We start from the raw sequence: 17,142 nt of genomic DNA on the forward strand, positions 1-17,142 counted from the left end.
GTTTTATTTTTAGTGGATTTACGACTTCCACCGACTTACTTTTGGGTTTCCCAAAAGGAATTTCAGGTTCGTATTTCAAGCATTTCGTTGTTTAATTTACAAGGTACAAAAAATCTTTGCCTTCAGCGATTTTTTGTACCGCGTGTCAATTTCATCAGGAAATTGACCAAGGTACCAACCGCTAAAGTTTTTTTAAGCGCTCACCTCTCGGTGAAGTGCTTATTTATTTTACCAGACTTGCTTTCGTTTGTCAAGCTCTTTTTTAACTTTTTTCGAAGTTTTTCGCACTCCGAATCGCTAAATCTGAACTTTTCCAAACTTTTCGTCCGGTTTCGCTGATCAATCGGTCAGCCTATTTATAATACCACAGTGGAAAGCCCGTGTCAACAACTTTTTTCCACTTTCTTGACCCATTATTCAAAAAGTTTCAAATTGCTCTGACGCTTCTTTCGTTGTGGATGCCGCCTCTCGGAGACATCTTATATAGAATACCACTCCAGGCATACAATGTCAATCCCTTTTGCACAAAAACCGGAGATATTTTTTGTGCACCCTAGCCAGCCAAAACCGGCACGGGTGCACAGGTTAATCTTCTCGAATGACAATGCCGAGCAGACGCGCAAGGCCCGCTGTCTGCCGCTCGCTCACGATCATGCCGCGCAGCTCCTGCCCTGCCGCCTGGATGCCCTCCAGCGTGCAGCGCGAAAAGTCAATGCCCGACAGCGGTGTTCGAAAGAAGTTCACACCGTCAAAGTCGCAGTCCTGCGCGGTGAAGTCCTGCAAAGCGGCTTCGCTCAAACGTGCCCGCATCAGGCGGCAGCCTTGCAGGCTGGTCTTTTTCCACCGCGAGGCGCAAAAGTCGCTGTCCTCCATGCGGCAGTCCCCAAAACACACGTCGTGCAGGCCTGCGCCGTAAAAGTTCGCCCCGAGCATGCGGCAATCGGCAAACGTGCAGCGCGTCCATATACTATTCGCGCAATTTGCGCCCGACAGCTCACAGCCGGTCAGCTTAACATCGGTAAAGCTGCATCGTTCCAGATTCGCACCGGTCAGGCGGCACTGTTCCAGCACGCAGCGGTCAAAAGTCATCTCTTCCAGATCTGCGTCCGACAAGTCCAGTCCTTTTAGATACGCACCGCGCACCCGCCCGTCCCGCTGGCAGGCTTGCCAGTCGACCGCCTCATCCAGTACGCGCGGCAGTTTGGGTGCAGCCAGTCTCATTCCTCCACCTCGCAGATGGTCAGAATGTCGCGCGGATGCGCCAGCCGGTAAGTACACGGCAGGTCGGGCTGATGAGTGCCCCACAGCGCAAGCCCGCTCGCCATGCCCGCCGCCTCAGATGCCTGCATATCGCCGGGGCTGTCTCCGATATAAATTGCGTCCTGCGGTGTAATGTCCATTCGTTTCAGGCACTCGATGAGCGGATCGGGATGCGGTTTGTGCAAAACCGTGTCCTTCTGGCTCACGATGGTGTCAAAATATGCGGTCAGTCCGCGCGAAGTCAGTCCCATATCCACACCGCTCACGCCGCGCGAGGTCACAATGCCCAGCCGCACGCCGTTTCGGTGAAGAATCTCGATCACTTCGGTCAGTCCCTCGAATACCGGGGTCGTTTTGAGCGCGTTGAGCGACGCTTCATGCCAGCGCGGCTTGACCCACGCGGCCTGTTCCTCGTTGCAGCCCAGAAAACGGATGCCGTCCGGCCCGGTCATGCCAAAGGTCTTGAGCAGCTTGTCTTTGGGCGGCTCAACGCCGGTCGCCTGGGTCACAAGCGCCGAAAGCGCGGTCATTTCGTCGTGTTCGGTGTCAAATAACGTGCCGTCGAAATCAAACAGCACTGCCTGATAGCGCATAACACCTCTCCTTTCGGTTGGTTCCATTTTTTCGTTCAGCCTTATGATAGCACACCCGCGCCGGACGCCGCAACGATATTTTCCGCCTGCGCTTGCGTGATTTACGCGGCGTGTACGTTGATTTCCACGATCTCTGGCGCATTCAGGAACCGGAACGGGTATCTGGTCATGCCGATTCCGCTGCTGGTATACATCTGTAAGTCTACGTCCGTCCCAATCTCCTGCGCGTCATAAAATCCCTTTCGGAATTCTCCCGACCCGGCAGGCAGCAAGCGGTCGGTCAGAACCGGAACGGTGACCTGTCCGCCGTGCGTGTGACCGGTCAGCACCAGATTTTGACTGCTGCTCTCGATCTTTTGCGCGATGACCGGCTCGTGTGCGACAATCACATTGAACGCCTGACTTTTGAGCATGTACAGCGAATCGTCCGTCTGTCCCATCAGCAAGTCATCATAGCCGATCACGCGGATACCGTAATCGGACAGCAGCCGGCTCTCATCATCCAAGACCTCGAACCCGCTCGCCTCCATCATATCCTCGTAAACGCGCGCCGCGCCTCCGCCGTAGTCATGGTTTCCCCAGACGGCAAACTTGCCCGCCTTGGCCTCGATCTCGGCAAAAGCAGCCGAAAGGCTGGATAAATCCAGTGTTTCACGGTCTCTGGCATAGTTATCAAACAAATCCCCACCGAAAACCACAATGTCCGGTTCCAAGGCGTTAATCTGGTCGGTAATCTTGCGCGCATGGCTGATGTCATAGTACTGACCGAAATGTGTATCGGTGAAAAATACGATCTTGCAAGGCTGGGTCACCTGGTCGCTCTCTACTTCCACCGAGCGCACGACAAGCATGTTCGGTTCTACCCAGTACGCATAGGCCAGCAAGCCCACGCATGCTAGGCACAGCAAAAACAGGGTCAAAAACATCCTGCAAATCCATCTGAACATAGCATTTTCCTTTTAGATTTATTTGATATCTCTGATTGCCAGTTTACATGACCGGTCAGAAATCTGTCAAGAGACGCAGGGTATTGGTGCAAAATTGTTTACAAAAAAGCGTGCACGACCAATAAGCCATGCACGCCTTAACGACATTATTATAAACCGAGTAAATGTTTGAGGAATACAAACAGAGAAAGAACCGCAACAGCACAGATGGCTACCATTCCCACCGACCATTTTTTCTGCACGCGCCAGATTTTTTCAGCAGAAGTCAGGAAAATCAACGCTCCGCTCAGCCAGACATACCAGTCAGGCAAGACATGCAAGACCACACTCAGCACAAACAGCACGACCGCCACAGCAAGTGCAAAATAAATTAGATATTGTTTCATGCGCTTCATAACAAATCCCTCCAGGGTCGTGCACGCAGGGCGCAAGCTGATTCCGTCATTCCAATCATCAATGAATTTAAATTCATGCTATCATTTTTCCGAAAATAAATCAATATAACAAGGAATTCTATATAAACAAAATTGTCTGTTGTCTTTTGTACAGCCTGTCTAGCCTCGAAAAAGGGTAAAAAAAGAGGAGCGGGATTTCCGCTCCTCTTGGGGTTCTTTTAAGCTGCAGTCGCGTTCTGTGCCTCGGCGGGCAGTTCAAAATCGTCCACCGCGTTGAAATTCGAGCAGGTCAGAGACATAGCCGCCTTGGATACGGTCATGGTCATGCCCTGGTCGGCTGCGCCTTCCATTTCCAGCGCCTTTTGCAGAATGGAGTCGATCATCTGGCTCATGTCCATCTCGTACTGTACCGGGTAGCCGTCTGCATTGATCCAGACGCTCATAGGCAGGTCGCCCAGCTCGGACAGCATGGCTTTGAGTTCGTCTTCGGATACGTCGGTGCCGGTCTGCCCCAGCGAACCGAGCACACCGCTCTCCTCGATGACATCGTACAGCTTATCGCCCTTGATGACGCCAGTGAACTTGGTCGCGTCCGCGCCGCCGATCTGCTCGGTACCGGCTTCGGCAAAGTCTGCCGCGCTGTCCAGATACAGTTCGAGCGAGTCTGCCGCGTCATATTGTCCCAGCTCGGCTTCGGTCACCGACTGCTTGACCCACTGGCCGTTCATCTGCATATACACATTGGCCGCGTCCTCCTCGGTCATGATATACAGTTCCACGTCCTGTGCGCCGCCCAGCTCTTCGCCCATGTCGATCTGCATGGTACCCTTGGCCTTGAGGGGTTCCTGGATGACGTCCATCTGCATTTTGGTGCTCATGTTGAGCTCCTGCGACTGGTCAGCCATCGTAAACGACATGCCGATGTCCTGCGTCATGTCGATGGACAGGCTGGTGAGCGCATTCATCTTTTCTTCGGCTGCCGCGACCCGCTCGGCCGGGGTCATGGCATCCGTACCGGAATCGCCCGTGCTCTGCTGTCCACCTCCGCCGCACGCGGTCAGGGACAGGGTGAGGGTCAGCGCGGACAGCGCCGCCAATGCTCGTTTGGTCTTTTTCATCCAGGGTATCCTCTCTTTCTCCTGTAAAATCAGGACGGGAAATTTACGCTGGGGTTTGACTTTTTGATTTTATACACGGCTCCACTGTACGCCTTGACGGGTATCCTTGATCGCGATGCCCATTTCGCTCAGCAGATAGTCGCGGATGCGGTCGGCCTCGGCAAAGTCCTTGTTCTTCTTTGCTGCGGCACGCTGTGCGATCAGCTCCTCGATCTTTGCCTTGTCCGGGTCTTCGCCTGCGTCCTCATGCTTCTGCACGATGTTGAGTACGCCGGTCAGCTCCATGAACAGGTCGTATGCGCCCTTGAGGTATGCAAGGGTCGCGTCGGCATGGCTGCCCGAGTATGCGTTGATCTCACGCATGAGCTCGAAAATAGCAGACAGTGCGTTTGCGGTGTTCATGTCGTCATCCATCGCCTCGATGAACTTCTCCTTGTACTGCTGGAGGGATGCCAGTGCCTCGGCTTCCTCTGCGGTCGGGGTCTCGCCCTGTGCCTTGGAAATGCGGAATTCTAGGTTGTTGCGTGCCTCGTACAGACGCTCGAGCGACGCCTTGTTCATCTTGAGCGACTCCTCGGAGTAGTTGAGCGGGGTGCGATAGTGCGCGGACAGCATGAACATACGGATGGTCTCGTAGCCGTACTCCTTGGCTGCGTCGCGTACCATGAAGAAATTGCCCTTGGACTTAGACATCTTCTCGTTGTCGATGGTCAGGAAGCCATTGTGCAGCCAGTAATGCGCGAAGGTGCAGCCGTTTGCGCACTCGGACTGTGCGATCTCGTTCTCGTGGTGCGGGAAGGTCAGGTCAAGACCGCCCGAGTGAATGTCGATCGTGGGACCGAGGTACTTGTTGACCATGGCCGAGCACTCGATGTGCCAGCCCGGACGGCCTTCGCCCCAGGGCGCCTTCCAGGACGGCTCGCCCGGCTTTGCTGCCTTCCAGACCGCGAAGTCCATCGGGTCTTCCTTGATCTCGCCGACCGAGATACGCGCACCAGCCTGCAGGTCTTCGAGCGGCTGGTGAGACAGCTTGCCGTACTCGGAGAAGGTCTTGGTGCGGAAGTAAACGTCACCATTTTCGGCAACGTATGCGTGACCCTTGTCGATCAGGGTCTTGACGATGTCGATGATGGCGTCCATGGTCTCGGTTGCACGCGGATGTACGGTTGCGCGCTTGATGCCCAGACCCTCTGCGTCGACAAAGTACTCCTTAATATAGCGGTCAGCGATGACATCGTAGGTCACGCCTTCCTCGTTTGCCTTGTTGATGACCTTATCGTCAATGTCGGTAAAGTTCTGCACAAAGGTCACCTTGTTGCCGCGGTACTCGAAGTAACGGCGGAGCAGGTCGAACATGATGAACGGACGTGCGTTGCCGATGTGGAAATAGTTATAGACGGTCGGGCCGCACGAGTACATCTTGACTTCGCCCGGGGTAATCGGTACAAACTCCTCTTTCTGACGGGTCAGTGTATTAAACAGCTTCATGGGTATCAGTCTCCTTTATCTTCGATGAGCATTTGCGAAATTTGTTCGGGTGTCCGCATCCAGCGCGTACAGCTTGTGATAAAATCGGGTTCTTTCACCTCGAAGTGTGCGCAGGTACCCGGCTCCATACGGGAAAAATCGCGTTCCTCGCACCGGTACCACCCTTTTTCTCCGGTGAAGCGTGCCAGATGCAGCAGATAGCGCCCGCGCCGGATGGACTTACTTTGGTCTTCCCGTCTGGAAACGACCAAGGCGTCAAACCCACGGGTTCGAGTATCGTCGTGATCAAATAATCCACCGGCGAGATCCAAGCCGAGGTCGATGAGGTCATCCCATCCCATTGTATGCATTCTCCTCTCAGAAAAAACAAAAAACGCCTCCTCGGGTACCATCAAAAAACCCAAAGAGGCGGCCGAAAATGCGGTCGCGGTTCCACTCTTACGCTTCACTCGAATGCGCCTTAACGCGGCGCTGCACGCGGGGCATTACCCCCACCGCTCCCGGACGCACTTTCCCCGTGGCTGCCGCGAGACTCTTTCAGCCCGAAAACTAAATTTTCGGGAGTCTCTCTCTTTGGCGGTGCGCCGAAAATGGGTACTCTTTCCGTTCATTGCGGATGGTATGCAATTATAGGTTTAGTATACGCAAATAGGAATGATTTGTCAAGGCGAAGCCCTGCACCGCACCCCACAAGTGGGTCCGGGTCTGCGACCCGGCGCGGTCCAGCCGCGCAGGCTGGTCGCCGTCCGCAGACGGCGAAATCCCCTCTTCATTTTCGCCTTAGCGAAAATGAACCAAAACAAAAAATAAAAGCGCGTTCGCAGACGCGCAAAATCTCTGGAAAGACCGTCTGGCAAGACGGTCTTTCCCTTTTGTTTGTTTAGATTGATTCCCGGGGCGGACACCGGGAATCAACAGGGATATTTCGCCCGTTGCGACGGGCGACTCAGGGCTCTGCCCTGAGAACCCGCAGCCTTTGAAAAGGCTGGCGAAACTTTCAATAAGGGGTGCGGTGCTTAGTCCTTCACCTTCTGCGGTTTAGACAGCAGCAAGATCATCGCCAAAATACACGCAAAACCAATCAAATCCACTTTGGTGATCGGTGTGCCCAGCCAACAAACCGCGAACAATGCAGCCGAGACCGGTTCCACCGCCGAGATCATACTGCCTCTGGCCGGGCCGATGCGCTTGATGCCGTCAAGGTACATCGTAAACGTCAAGATCGTGCCCACAATGACGATGAGCGCCATATACCAGATGACTTCGCCGTCCACCTTGACCGAAATCGTCCACGGACGCAGTACGATCATCTGCATGAGGCCGCCGATCAGCATACCCCAGCCGACTACGGTTGCCGAGTCGTGTTTAGACAAAAGATGTGCAGGCTGCAAGGTATAGACCGCGACGAACACCGCTGCGCACAGACCCCAGAACAGGCCTTGCGGAGACAGGGCAAGTGAAGTCGGGTCGCCGTGGGTGGCGATCAAAAAGGTACCGGCAAGTGCAAGGCACAGGCCGACGGCCTCACGCGCCGAAGGCAGTCGATGCTGCCGCAGGCACAGCCACAGCAGAATGAGTGCCGGGCCGATGTACTGCAAAACGGTTGCTGTGCCCGCGTTGGAATACTGCACGGCGGTAAAATAGGCGAACTGGCAGCCGCTCATGCCCAAAAGGCCATACAAAACGATGTGCACTGCGTCTTTTTTGTCCTTCCACACGTCAAAGACCGCTTTGCCGCGTGTCGCACCCAGAATTGCCAGCAGGATGATACCCGCGCTGAGCAGGCGCACGGGCACCAGCCACGACGACACCATGCCCTTATTCTGGAACAAAAACTGTCCGCACGCGCCCGAAAAGCCCCACAGGCTGCCGCCTGCAAAGACCATCAGAACGCCTAAAGTTTCATTTGAAAGATAAGGTTTTCTCAACGTCTTCCCTCACTCTGCGCGTCCAAGTTCTGCCAGACGGTCACCAGTCAGGCGGTAGGTCGTCCAGTCGTCCATGCGCTGTGCGCCCATAGACAGGTAAAAATCGATCGACGGCTGGTTCCAGTCCAGACACGACCATTCCAGTCGGCCGCAGCCGCGCTCGACGGCGAGCTGTGCCAGATGGGTCAGAAGCGCCTTACCGTAGCCCTTGCCGCGCTCGCTCGGCTCAACAAACAAATCTTCCAGATAGATGCCTGCACGTCCCAAAAACGTCGAAAAGTTGTGGAAGAACAGTGCAAATCCCACCGGCTTGCCCGCGGCCTCCCCGATAACGACCTCGGCCTTCTGCTTTTCAAACAGCCATTCGGTCAGCAGTTCTTCGGTCGCAACGACCTGATCTTCCATCTTTTCATACACTGCAAGCCCACGGATAAAGTGCAGAATCAGCGCAGTATCCTCGGGCTGTGCCATGCGAAATGTAATCTGTGCCATATCAAAATTTCCCCTCTCGCAAGCAGAACGCCCCGCAGCCTTGCAGGACGTTCTGTGTTTCTCTTTTTAATGCTGCATGCCCAGAATCATACCCAGCACATACGGAATGAGCCAGATGACCCAGACAAAAATACTGAATTTATGAAAGCTCTGCTGTCTGTGCGCGTCCTTTTTGACCAGCACCACGGTCGCCCAGACCGCATGAAACAGCATGAGCACGATGGCGAGCAGGCCGGTCACGCCATGCAGGCCAGAACCACCGCCGCCGTTTTGCTTTGCGATCTGTCCCATGACCGTCCTTCCCGTCGTGTCAAACACCAGACCCAGCCAGAGCACGATCGCGTGCCATTTTTTCAGCACGCCCGCGCGGTGCTCCGCCCAGACGCCGATGGTGTAGCACACCAGTGCCAGCGTGATGGTCACGATCGCGATGGGAAGCAGATTGCCGACGACCGCAAAGACCGTCGCGTTGGTCGCCTCGGGTAAAATCATCGTATTCATGTTTTACGCCTTGGGACGCGTCGCACCCTCGGCAACCAGTGCCCAGTTGCGATGTAAGTAGTCATAGCCCGAGTAGATGGTTACCAGCGTGACCACCCAGGATACAACGGTCGGAATCCAAGTCAGGTTACCCGTAGTCATGATCGCCGTCGGACCGTCTGCGCCGCCGATGGCAGCTACAGCGATGGTATCTGCGGTAATGGCATCGCCCATCCAGATTGCATACAGGAACAGGATGATGATACCGGCAATCTGCACGCAGGTCTTGACCTTACCCGACCATGCAGCCGCCATGACCTGACCCTTTGCCGCTGCGACGTTGCGCAGGCTGGTGATAATGAACTCACGCGCCAGAATGACAAAGACCATCCATGCGGCAAACAGACCGCGCTCGACAAAGATGACCAGAGCGGCAGTCACGAGCAGCTTATCGGCCAGCGGGTCGACAAACTTGCCGAAATCGGTGACCTGATTGTACTTTCGTGCAATGTAGCCGTCCAGAAAGTCGGTAAACGATGCCAAACAGAACAGCACAAGCGCGATGGCATCATACTTCGGGCCGCCCAGAATGGCAAACACCACGAAAAACGGAATCATCGCGATGCGCACCAGTGTGATTTTATTGGCAGTTGTCATGTTGCTCAACCTCCCACGCGGACACCGGACAGATCGGCGCCCAGACTGTCGTCAATGCGCACGCGCACAAATTCGCCCGCGCCGCACGGCGTTTCCGATGCAAACCATACCTTGCCGTCGACTTCCACCGAATCGGCGTAGGTACGTCCGTAATAGAGCTGCGCGTCGTCGTCATAGCCCTCGCACAGCACGTCCATTTCCTCATGAACACGGGACAGATTATACTCATCGATGACACCCGACTGCAATTCCTCCACGATCAGACGGCGATTTTCCTTGGTCTCGTCGTCGATCTGGTCGGGCATCTCGGCTGCCGGCGTGCCCTCCTCGGGCGAGAACTCAAACACGCCTGCGCGCTCGATGCGCACGTCCTGCAAGAACTCGCACAGCTCGGTAAACTCTTCCTCGGTCTCACCCGGCAGGCCGACGATCAGGCTGGTACGCAGTACCACACCCGGAATGCGCTCGCGCAGCTTGGCAATCAATGCAGTCAGGCTGTCGCGGTCACCCGGTCGGCGCATGGCGCGCAGAATACGCTTCGATACATGCTGAAGCGGGATGTCCAGATACTTGACGATCTTGTCCTCCTCGGCAATCACGTCGATCAGTTCCTCGGTGATCTGGTCGGGATAGAGGTAGTGCAGGCGAATCCAGGTGAAATCCATCTTGCACAGCTCGCGCAGCAGCTCGGGCAGACGGCGCTTGCCGTACAGGTCGATACCGTACTTGGTAATGTCCTGTGCAATGACGATCAGTTCCTTGACGCCTGCGTCGGACAGCGCTCTTGCCTCTTCCAGCAGTGCATCATAGTCACGGCTGCGGTACTTGCCGCGCAGCTTGGGGATGATGCAGTACGCGCAGGTGTTCGAGCAGCCCTCGGCAATCTTAAAGTATGCCGTGTAGCCCGGAGTCAGGCGCTCGCGGTCGCCTTCCAGATCGGCGCCGTCCATCGGGCCGAAATACGCCCGCTTTTCACGGCGGCTGGCCGCCTCGACCGCCTCTACAATGTCCTCATAACTGCCCGTGCCGCAGATAACATCAACCTCGGGCAGATCGCGCTCGATCTCCTCGCGGTAGCGCTGTGCCAGGCAGCCGGTAACGACCAGACCCTGCATTTTGCCCTGTTTGCACTGGGCGGTCTCCAGAATGGTCTCGATCGCCTCGGCCTTAGCCGACTCGATAAAGCCGCAGGTGTTGATAATACCCACCTCGGCCTCGTTCATATCGTCTACAATCTCGCAGCCTGCCTGACGCAGTCGGGCGAGCATGTGCTCGGAGTCGACCAGATTCTTGGCACAGCCGAGCGAGATCAGTCCAACTTTCGTGTTCACAGACACACTCCTTTCTCAAAAAACAGCGCGGCGGAGGCCGCGCGGTCTTTCTCGTGCTTTGGATTCTTCTATATTACAATTATATCGGATTTTGCGCAAGATGCAACCGGAAAGCAAATACTGGGGTATTTTTTCAGAATGTACCGATTTTCCGGTACATTCTCCCCGTCCGACTTGACATTTTGACCGTCCCGGGCTATACTGAAACTATAAAAAAGGGCGCGTTGCCGGTAGACGGTTACGCCCTCAGAAAGTTATCATGTAAATGACCGCTTCATTTGGACGTGAGGGCGGTCATTTTCTTTTGCAAATCTGTACGATCAGACCGGCAAAACCTATGAGGACAAGGCAAAACTGAAATAGTTCGCTGTATGTCACCATAAGATCACCCCCTTCCCATTTCTGAGGGCTTGAGGGCAATAACCGCCTACCGTTATGTACGGCAACCTTACGGAATCCGAAAACACCCCTGTGGGGTGTTTTCCCGTAAGGCTGTGACCGACTTGTTCGGTCAAGATTTGAAATCTATGCACCGATCCTATATTGCAACAAAAAGACCGCCAAAAGGCGGTCTTTTTTCACGTTTTTATCGCCAAAACATCAGGAAAATCCAGATGACCAGCGCACAGGCATACAGCCAGAAGGTCAAATGTGCCACGCGGTCATGCTGCCGGTCGGCCTTACTGCGGGCAGACATGCGCGCAAGCAGACAGAACGCCATGCCGACGATGGACAAAATCGCGCCGAACGGCCGCACGGCGGACAGATTCAGCACTTCCGCTGCGAGCAGCAGGCAGGCCAGCGCGACAACCGGCCAGAGAAATTTACGCATCATGGGGTGATCCCTCCCAAATGTTTGATGTTCTCACAGCACAAGACCGGCCAGCCGGAACGCATGGCTCAGCCAGATCAGGGTACAGACGGCAAAGCAGGCGACCGCGATCATCGCCGGACGGGCTGCCGCGTCGTTGCGCTGCCACCAGGCGACAATCCACAGCACAGCGCTCACGCACACCCCGGCAGTGACCGTCTTGGGCAGAACCGCCATCGCGAGCAGCAGTCCCATGTCTCCGCCTACCAGCGTGCCCAAGCTGAGCACGCTCAGCACGATCGCCAGGATGCACACGCACCAGTTGAGTTTCTTGAGCATAGCTTCCCTTTCTCAGTCGAAATCGGCATCGATGGATGCGCCGTACTCATTGAGTGCACGGCGGATATCTTCCCACAGGAACCCGCGCCGCTGCAAGGCGGCAACCGCCTTGTTAACCTCTTTGCGGTCGGACAGATCGCCGTGCAGGCGCTTGTCGAGCAGTGCGAGCATGGCGTCAAGGTCGGGCTCGCAGTCCTCCATGACCGCGTCCGCGTCGTCGCGCTCAATGCCGCGTCGGCGCAGTTCCTGCCGGATGCGCAGGGTACCGTAACCCCGTCGGGTGTACGAGCGCACCGTGCTCTCGGCGTACTTGCGGTCATCCTGAAAGCCGTGTTCCTGCAAGTAGGCCAGCGCATAATCGGCGGCTTCCTCGGCGCAGCCCTTGTCGATGAGCTTTTCGCGCAGCGCCGATGCCGACAGTGCCCGGTAGGACAGCAGTTTTGCCGCCAGATCGAGCGTCTTGCGGTAGACCTCTTCCAGCTCTTCCCGGCTCAGCGTGCGCAGGTCGGGCGACTGCACGTCACGCGCACGCCGCATCATACGTCAATCCCGTCGTCTTCGTCGAAGTCATCGGCATCAATCGCAACCGCACGCGACTTCTCGGGCTTCTTTTCCTCACGCGCTGCCGGTGCTGCCGTGGTCTCCTCGGTCTCCTCTGCGTCCTCGTCGTCCTTGCCCTTCTTCTTGCGCTTGGGCGCGAGCTTGGCGTGATCGGCTGCAATCGCCTCGACGATCTTCTTGTGCAGCTCCTCGGCCTCTTCGGGGTGATCCTTAAAGTACAGCTTTGCGTTCTCACGACCCTGACCCAGGCGCACGCCGTTCATCGAGAACCACGCGCCCGACTTCTGCACCAGATCGTACTCGACACCCAGATCGACCAGCTCACCGGTCTGCGAGATGCCCTCGCCGTACATAATATCGAACTCTGCCTCACGGAACGGAGGAGCGACCTTATTCTTGACCACCTTACAGCGAGTGCGCGAACCGAGCAGCTCAGTACCGTTCTTAATGTGCTCGATACGGCGCACGTCGATGCGCACCGAAGCGTAGAACTTGAGCGCACGGCCGCCGGTGGTGACTTCGGGGTTACCGTAGACCACGCCGACCTTTTCACGCAGCTGGTTGATAAAAATGGCCACACAGTTGGACTTTGCAATCGAGCCTGCCAGCTTACGCATGGCCTGGCTCATCATGCGGGCGTGCAGGCCGACAAACGAGTCGCCCATTTCGCCCTCGATTTCCTGACGGGGTACGAGCGCTGCGACCGAGTCCACGACCACGATGTCCAGTGCACCCGAGCGCACCAGTGCCTCGGCGATTTCCAGACCCTGCTCACCGGTATCCGGCTGGGATACCAGCAGACTGTCGATGTCGACGCCCAGCGCACGGGCATAAACCGGGTCAAGGGCGTGCTCGGCGTCGATGAATGCCGCCTCACCGCCCGCCTTCTGCGCCTGAGCGATGGCGTGCAGGGCAACCGTGGTCTTACCGGACGATTCCGGTCCATAGATCTCGACGATTCGGCCGCGTGGCAGGCCGCCGATGCCCAGCGCACAGTCCAGACCGATCGAGCCGGTGGAAATGTGGTCGACTGCCATGCCGGTATTCTCGCCCAGGCGCATAACCGCGCCCTTACCATACTGTTTTTCAATCAGACCCAGCGCCTTGGCCAGGGCCTCCTGTTTGTTGGCCGCCGGGGCAACCGGCTCCAACTTCTTTTTATTATTAGACGCCATAAATAGGGTTCCTCCATGATTGTACGTTCAGTTCCTCTATTATAATGCACGGCGCGCCGATTTGCAAGCGATTTTCGAATGCCTGTTCGGTCAGGACAGGGGTACTCTTGCGCACACGATGCGCGGTACGCCTGCGTAATCGGTCTCGACCTGCACCTCGGAAAGGCCTGCCTCCCGGCAGATCTCAGCCACGGCCTGACCCTGTTTCCAGCCGCACTCAAACAGCAGGTATCCACCCGGTTTGACGGCATAACGCCAGGTTTTCATCACCGTGCGGTAGAAATCCAGACCATCCTCACCGCCGTAAAGCGCGAGGTGCGGCTCAAATTCGGCAACGTCGCGGTCAAGCTCACGCATCTCGTCGGCCGTGATATAGGGCGGATTGCACACCATGAGGTCGAACGCGTCCCGGTCTGCGTCGGCAATGGGCTCGAGCGCCGAGCCGATGACGCACCGATAGCGGTCACTGAGTCTCAGCCGTTCGGCGTTGCCGTTCGCCACGTCGACCGCTGCCGGGGACACATCGACCGCGACCGCCTGCGCGGCGGGTACTTCGTGCAGCAGCGCCAGCGCGATGCAGCCCGAGCCGCTGCACAGGTCGAGCACGCGCGGGTTTTGCATAGCCTGCACCCGCTCGATGGCCAGCTCGCACAGGCGCTCGGTGTCGCTGCGCGGGATGAGCACGTCGGGCGTGACGCGCAGCGTGATGCCGTAGAAGTCCCACTCGCCCAGCACGTAGGCCAGCGGTTCACCCGACAGGCGGCGAGCAACCAACGCCTCGGTCTTCTCGCACTCGGACGCGGTCACCAGACGCGCACCCAGCGCGGGCAGCAGACGGCGATCCAGCCCCAGCGCACACGCGGTCAGCTCACGCGCTTCCAGATCGGGCATCGGAATTTGTTCGGCTCCGGCCTCGTCCAGCTGGTGCCGAACGTGCGCGAGCAGTGTTTTTACGTCTTCCATCTCTCTCACTTCCATGCGTCGCTGTCGTCGGGCGGGATGACCTTTTCCATGGACGCGATTGCAACCTCGATCATGCTGTCGTCCGGCTCAAATACGGTCAGCTTCTGCATCTGGATACCCGGCCAGCGAATGGCGCGGCTGATCACGCCGTCATGCCGTCCGGCCCAGCGGTTGCACTCGTAGGCGATGCCGACCACGACGGGCAGCAGGACAAGGCGCAGAATCATGCGCAGCCAGACGTTATCCATCTGCACAAAGGCAAAAATCAGGATGGGAATGATCATCATCACGATCATAAAGCTGGTGCCGCAGCGCGGATGGAAGCGCGGCATATTGCGCACGTTCTCGACGGTCAGCGGCAGGCCGGCTTCGTAGCAGAAAATGGTCTTGTGCTCGGCACCGTGATAGCGGAAGGTGCGCTCGATGTCCTTCATGTGGGAAATCGACCACATAAAGATCAAAAACAGGATGATACGCACCACGCCTTCGAGCAGACTGCGCACGAAGTAGGGTGCACCGTCGGGCAGCACGCCCACGATGAGCGTGGGTGCGACCAGAAAGAGTGCGATGGGCAGGATGGTGCCGATCACCATGGCAAAACCCATCAGGATTTTTTCCAGTTTGTCCGACGAAATGTGATTTTCTACCCATTTTTCAAACCGCGACGGCTCGGTATCCACACTGTCGTCGTCCTCGAAAAACTGGGCGGAATAGTTGATGTCGTTCATGCCGTCTTTCAGGGCGGTGAACAGGGTGTAGGCGCCGCGGGCAATCGGCAATTTCCAAAACGGGTGCTTGGGCTTGGGCGTCGGACGCTCCTGAAAGGTCAGCGTTCCGTCCGGCTTGCGCACGGTCACGCAGGTGGTCTGCGGTCCCTTCATGCTGATGCCCTCGATGATCGCCTGGCCGCCGATCGTGGTCTTGCGCACGCACGGCGGCATTTCGTAATGCTTCATTGGGTGTTCTCCTCTGCGATGGACGTTTCGACGCCCAGTGCGGTATGGACGTCGATGGCAGGAACGGACACGTAAACTGCCGTGCCCTCGCCTGCCTTGGAACGGATGGTCAGCGTACCGCCGTGCAGTTTGACGATCTCGTCGGTGACTGCCAGACCGATACCGCTGCCGCGCTCCTTGGACGAGCCTTTATAGAATTTCTCCTTGACGAACGGCAGCTCGGCTTCCGGGATGCCTACGCCGTAGTCGCGCACGCAGACCACGATGTTTTTGCCCTCGTGGCGCAGGTCGACCTCGATGCGTCCGCCCGATTTGCCGTACTTGACCGCGTTGTCGATGATGTTCAGGAAGACCTGTTTCATGCGGTGGCGGTCGCCGTTTACAAAGTAGCTGTCCACGTCGTCGGTGTGATAGCTCAGTTTCATTTCGGTGTTCGCGAGCATGTTCTCGTACATGTACACCGCCTCGTACAGCTCCATTTCGAGGTCAAAGGTCTCAACCTCAAGCTTCATGCGTCCGGACTCGATGCGGGCGAAGTCCAGAAGCTCTTCGACCATACGGGTCAGGCGGCGGCTCTCCTTGTGGATGATCTCCAGTCCCTGCATGACTTCCTCGGGGTCGGTGGCACCGACTGCAAGCAGCGTCTCACTCCAGCCGTCAATCGCGGTCAGCGGTGTGCGCAGCTCGTGCGATACCGACGAGATAAAGTCATTTTTCATGCGCTCGGTGCGTGAGATCTCATCCGACATGTAGTTGATCGTGTCGCACAGCTCACCGATCTCGTCATCGTACGCCTTTTGCAGGCGCATACCGTATCGCCCGGCGGCGATTTCCTTGGCGATGACGTTTATTTTGGTGACCGGTTCCAGAATGGACTTCAAGAAGTAGCGGTTGGACAGAACGACCAGTGCGAAAAACAGCAGGCTGACCGCCACCGAGAACAGCACGAAGTACATGGTCTGCTTTTCCGCGATGGCCAGCGAGGTGACCATGCGGATGCCGCCGACCAGATGGTCGTCCTCGATATAGAGCGGTGTGGTCATGCTCAGCACGCGCTCGCCGGTCATGGGGTCCTCACCCGTCCAGACCTGAATCACGCCGTTCTGTTCGCCCTCGTTCTTGCCGTCCCCGTCCTCATCCTGTCCGAGCGCACGCGCCACGTCTCCGGTGACCGCCATCGTGCCGTCGTTTAAGCCCGACGACGATTTGAGGATGGTGCCCCGCTCGTTTAGGAACTGCAATTCGATCTTGTCACGCATGTTGATGTCAAAATCGCCGATGGTCTTTTCCATACCATAATAATAGTATTCCAGATTGGCCAGCCAACCGCTGTTATAGAAGTTGGTGGTGAGCGTGCTCATGCGATAGCTGAGCATGTCGTGGATACTATTATAGTAATAGCTGGAAAATCCCATGGTGACCGCGATGACGACCGCGGCCAGAATGACGACGACAAAGGACAGCGAGTTCATCAGCCAGCGGCCGCGCAGACCGCCAGGTGAGTGCTGGATACGCACCGCACCGGGTGCGGGCGGTGTACCCGATGCCGCAGGCGCGCTTTGCTTGGGCCGGCGCCGCTCGATCAGTGCGGCGAGCCAGTCCTTTTTCTCGCGCTTCCGACGGGATTTGCTTTTTCGGTACTTCATTC

The 17,142-nt window shown here is 56.9% G+C and carries 19 protein-coding genes; all 19 read right to left on the reverse strand.

Going from position 1 to position 17,142, the window contains the following annotated elements:
* Positions 1 to 585: 585 nt before the first annotated feature.
* The 19 genes from B5D52_RS15040 to B5D52_RS15130 all read right to left on the reverse strand — a co-directional run bounded on the left by B5D52_RS15040 (position 586) and on the right by B5D52_RS15130 (position 17,140).
* Positions 586 to 1,221, reverse strand: coding sequence for a pentapeptide repeat-containing protein (locus B5D52_RS15040; RefSeq protein ID WP_016148702.1), 636 nt, complete (start codon positions 1,219 to 1,221; stop codon positions 586 to 588).
* On the reverse strand, positions 1,218 to 1,853 hold the full coding sequence (locus tag B5D52_RS15045) for an HAD family hydrolase (RefSeq protein ID WP_016148703.1): 636 nt from the start codon (positions 1,851 to 1,853) through the stop codon (positions 1,218 to 1,220). The genes B5D52_RS15040 and B5D52_RS15045 overlap by 4 nt, the downstream gene beginning before the upstream one ends.
* Before the next feature lie 101 nt (positions 1,854 to 1,954).
* A complete protein-coding gene (locus B5D52_RS15050) occupies positions 1,955 to 2,800 on the reverse strand; it encodes a metallophosphoesterase (protein WP_016148704.1) in 846 nt (281 codons plus the stop codon).
* 149 nt (positions 2,801 to 2,949) lie between these two features.
* A complete protein-coding gene (locus tag B5D52_RS15055) occupies positions 2,950 to 3,195 on the reverse strand; it encodes a hypothetical protein (RefSeq protein WP_016148705.1) in 246 nt (81 codons plus the stop codon).
* A gap of 218 nt (positions 3,196 to 3,413) precedes the next feature.
* Entirely contained in the window at positions 3,414 to 4,313 is a 900-nt protein-coding gene (locus tag B5D52_RS15060) for a DUF6612 family protein (RefSeq protein ID WP_016148706.1), read from the reverse strand.
* 69 nt (positions 4,314 to 4,382) lie between these two features.
* Complete coding sequence (gene cysS / locus B5D52_RS15065) at positions 4,383 to 5,801, reverse strand: cysteine--tRNA ligase (RefSeq protein ID WP_016148707.1); 1,419 nt, start codon at positions 5,799 to 5,801, stop codon at positions 4,383 to 4,385.
* 5 nt (positions 5,802 to 5,806) lie between these two features.
* Positions 5,807 to 6,142 carry a hypothetical protein gene (locus B5D52_RS15070; RefSeq protein WP_016148708.1) on the reverse strand — a complete coding sequence of 112 codons (336 nt, stop codon included), beginning with the start codon at positions 6,140 to 6,142 and terminating at the stop codon, positions 5,807 to 5,809.
* 675 nt (positions 6,143 to 6,817) lie between these two features.
* On the reverse strand, positions 6,818 to 7,729 hold the full coding sequence (locus B5D52_RS15075; protein WP_040332887.1) for a DMT family transporter: 912 nt from the start codon (positions 7,727 to 7,729) through the stop codon (positions 6,818 to 6,820).
* Positions 7,730 to 7,738: 9 nt separating this feature from the next.
* Positions 7,739 to 8,221 (reverse strand): GNAT family N-acetyltransferase, encoded by a 483-nt coding sequence (locus tag B5D52_RS15080; protein WP_016148710.1) that lies wholly within the window; start codon positions 8,219 to 8,221, stop codon positions 7,739 to 7,741.
* A 66-nt stretch (positions 8,222 to 8,287) separates the two neighbouring features.
* Entirely contained in the window at positions 8,288 to 8,713 is a 426-nt protein-coding gene (locus B5D52_RS15085; RefSeq protein WP_143149535.1) for an HsmA family protein, read from the reverse strand.
* Between the two features lie 12 nt (positions 8,714 to 8,725).
* Complete coding sequence (pgsA, locus tag B5D52_RS15090; protein ID WP_016148712.1) at positions 8,726 to 9,358, reverse strand: CDP-diacylglycerol--glycerol-3-phosphate 3-phosphatidyltransferase; 633 nt, start codon at positions 9,356 to 9,358, stop codon at positions 8,726 to 8,728.
* Positions 9,359 to 9,363: 5 nt separating this feature from the next.
* Positions 9,364 to 10,689: a 30S ribosomal protein S12 methylthiotransferase RimO gene (rimO, locus tag B5D52_RS15095; RefSeq protein ID WP_016148713.1), complete on the reverse strand. Its 1,326-nt coding sequence runs from the start codon at positions 10,687 to 10,689 to the stop codon at positions 9,364 to 9,366.
* 586 nt (positions 10,690 to 11,275) lie between these two features.
* A complete protein-coding gene (locus B5D52_RS15100) occupies positions 11,276 to 11,524 on the reverse strand; it encodes a hypothetical protein (RefSeq protein ID WP_016148714.1) in 249 nt (82 codons plus the stop codon).
* A 30-nt stretch (positions 11,525 to 11,554) separates the two neighbouring features.
* Complete coding sequence (locus tag B5D52_RS15105) at positions 11,555 to 11,839, reverse strand: hypothetical protein (protein ID WP_016148715.1); 285 nt, start codon at positions 11,837 to 11,839, stop codon at positions 11,555 to 11,557.
* 12 nt (positions 11,840 to 11,851) lie between these two features.
* Positions 11,852 to 12,379 (reverse strand): regulatory protein RecX, encoded by a 528-nt coding sequence (locus tag B5D52_RS15110; protein ID WP_016148716.1) that lies wholly within the window; start codon positions 12,377 to 12,379, stop codon positions 11,852 to 11,854.
* Positions 12,376 to 13,575, reverse strand: coding sequence for a recombinase RecA (recA, locus tag B5D52_RS15115; protein ID WP_016148717.1), 1,200 nt, complete (start codon positions 13,573 to 13,575; stop codon positions 12,376 to 12,378). Before recA ends, B5D52_RS15110 begins: the two co-directional genes overlap by 4 nt.
* A gap of 90 nt (positions 13,576 to 13,665) precedes the next feature.
* Positions 13,666 to 14,553, reverse strand: a complete 888-nt coding sequence (gene prmC / locus B5D52_RS15120) for a peptide chain release factor N(5)-glutamine methyltransferase (RefSeq protein WP_078689251.1) — start codon at positions 14,551 to 14,553, stop codon at positions 13,666 to 13,668.
* Positions 14,544 to 15,494 (reverse strand): DUF1385 domain-containing protein, encoded by a 951-nt coding sequence (locus B5D52_RS15125; protein ID WP_016148719.1) that lies wholly within the window; start codon positions 15,492 to 15,494, stop codon positions 14,544 to 14,546. The genes prmC and B5D52_RS15125 overlap by 10 nt, the downstream gene beginning before the upstream one ends.
* Entirely contained in the window at positions 15,491 to 17,140 is a 1,650-nt protein-coding gene (locus B5D52_RS15130; protein WP_016148720.1) for a sensor histidine kinase, read from the reverse strand. The genes B5D52_RS15125 and B5D52_RS15130 overlap by 4 nt, the downstream gene beginning before the upstream one ends.
* Positions 17,141 to 17,142: the final 2 nt, after the last annotated feature.

The sequence above is a fragment of the Butyricicoccus pullicaecorum DSM 23266 genome (assembly GCF_900167005.1).
GTDB lineage: Bacteria > Bacillota > Clostridia > Oscillospirales > Butyricicoccaceae > Butyricicoccus > Butyricicoccus pullicaecorum.

What these genes read in the sequence shown, in the direction of transcription:
- B5D52_RS15040 (WP_016148702.1), bottom strand. Translation starts at nt 1,221, where the DNA reads ATGAGACTGGCTGCACCCAAACTGCCGCGCGTACTGGATGAGGCGGTC.
- B5D52_RS15045 (WP_016148703.1), bottom strand. Translation starts at nt 1,853, where the DNA reads ATGCGCTATCAGGCAGTGCTGTTTGATTTCGACGGCACGTTATTTGAC.
- B5D52_RS15050 (WP_016148704.1), bottom strand. Translation starts at nt 2,800, where the DNA reads ATGTTCAGATGGATTTGCAGGATGTTTTTGACCCTGTTTTTGCTGTGC.
- B5D52_RS15055 (WP_016148705.1), bottom strand. Translation starts at nt 3,195, where the DNA reads ATGAAGCGCATGAAACAATATCTAATTTATTTTGCACTTGCTGTGGCG.
- B5D52_RS15060 (WP_016148706.1), bottom strand. Translation starts at nt 4,313, where the DNA reads ATGAAAAAGACCAAACGAGCATTGGCGGCGCTGTCCGCGCTGACCCTC.
- cysS (WP_016148707.1), bottom strand. Translation starts at nt 5,801, where the DNA reads ATGAAGCTGTTTAATACACTGACCCGTCAGAAAGAGGAGTTTGTACCG.
- B5D52_RS15070 (WP_016148708.1), bottom strand. Translation starts at nt 6,142, where the DNA reads ATGGGATGGGATGACCTCATCGACCTCGGCTTGGATCTCGCCGGTGGA.
- B5D52_RS15080 (WP_016148710.1), bottom strand. Translation starts at nt 8,221, where the DNA reads ATGGCACAGATTACATTTCGCATGGCACAGCCCGAGGATACTGCGCTG.
- B5D52_RS15085 (WP_143149535.1), bottom strand. Translation starts at nt 8,713, where the DNA reads ATGATTTTACCCGAGGCGACCAACGCGACGGTCTTTGCGGTCGTCGGC.
- pgsA (WP_016148712.1), bottom strand. Translation starts at nt 9,358, where the DNA reads ATGACAACTGCCAATAAAATCACACTGGTGCGCATCGCGATGATTCCG.
- B5D52_RS15100 (WP_016148714.1), bottom strand. Translation starts at nt 11,524, where the DNA reads ATGATGCGTAAATTTCTCTGGCCGGTTGTCGCGCTGGCCTGCCTGCTG.
- B5D52_RS15105 (WP_016148715.1), bottom strand. Translation starts at nt 11,839, where the DNA reads ATGCTCAAGAAACTCAACTGGTGCGTGTGCATCCTGGCGATCGTGCTG.
- B5D52_RS15110 (WP_016148716.1), bottom strand. Translation starts at nt 12,379, where the DNA reads ATGATGCGGCGTGCGCGTGACGTGCAGTCGCCCGACCTGCGCACGCTG.
- recA (WP_016148717.1), bottom strand. Translation starts at nt 13,575, where the DNA reads ATGGCGTCTAATAATAAAAAGAAGTTGGAGCCGGTTGCCCCGGCGGCC.
- prmC (WP_078689251.1), bottom strand. Translation starts at nt 14,553, where the DNA reads ATGGAAGTGAGAGAGATGGAAGACGTAAAAACACTGCTCGCGCACGTT.
- B5D52_RS15125 (WP_016148719.1), bottom strand. Translation starts at nt 15,494, where the DNA reads ATGAAGCATTACGAAATGCCGCCGTGCGTGCGCAAGACCACGATCGGC.
- B5D52_RS15130 (WP_016148720.1), bottom strand. Translation starts at nt 17,140, where the DNA reads ATGAAGTACCGAAAAAGCAAATCCCGTCGGAAGCGCGAGAAAAAGGAC.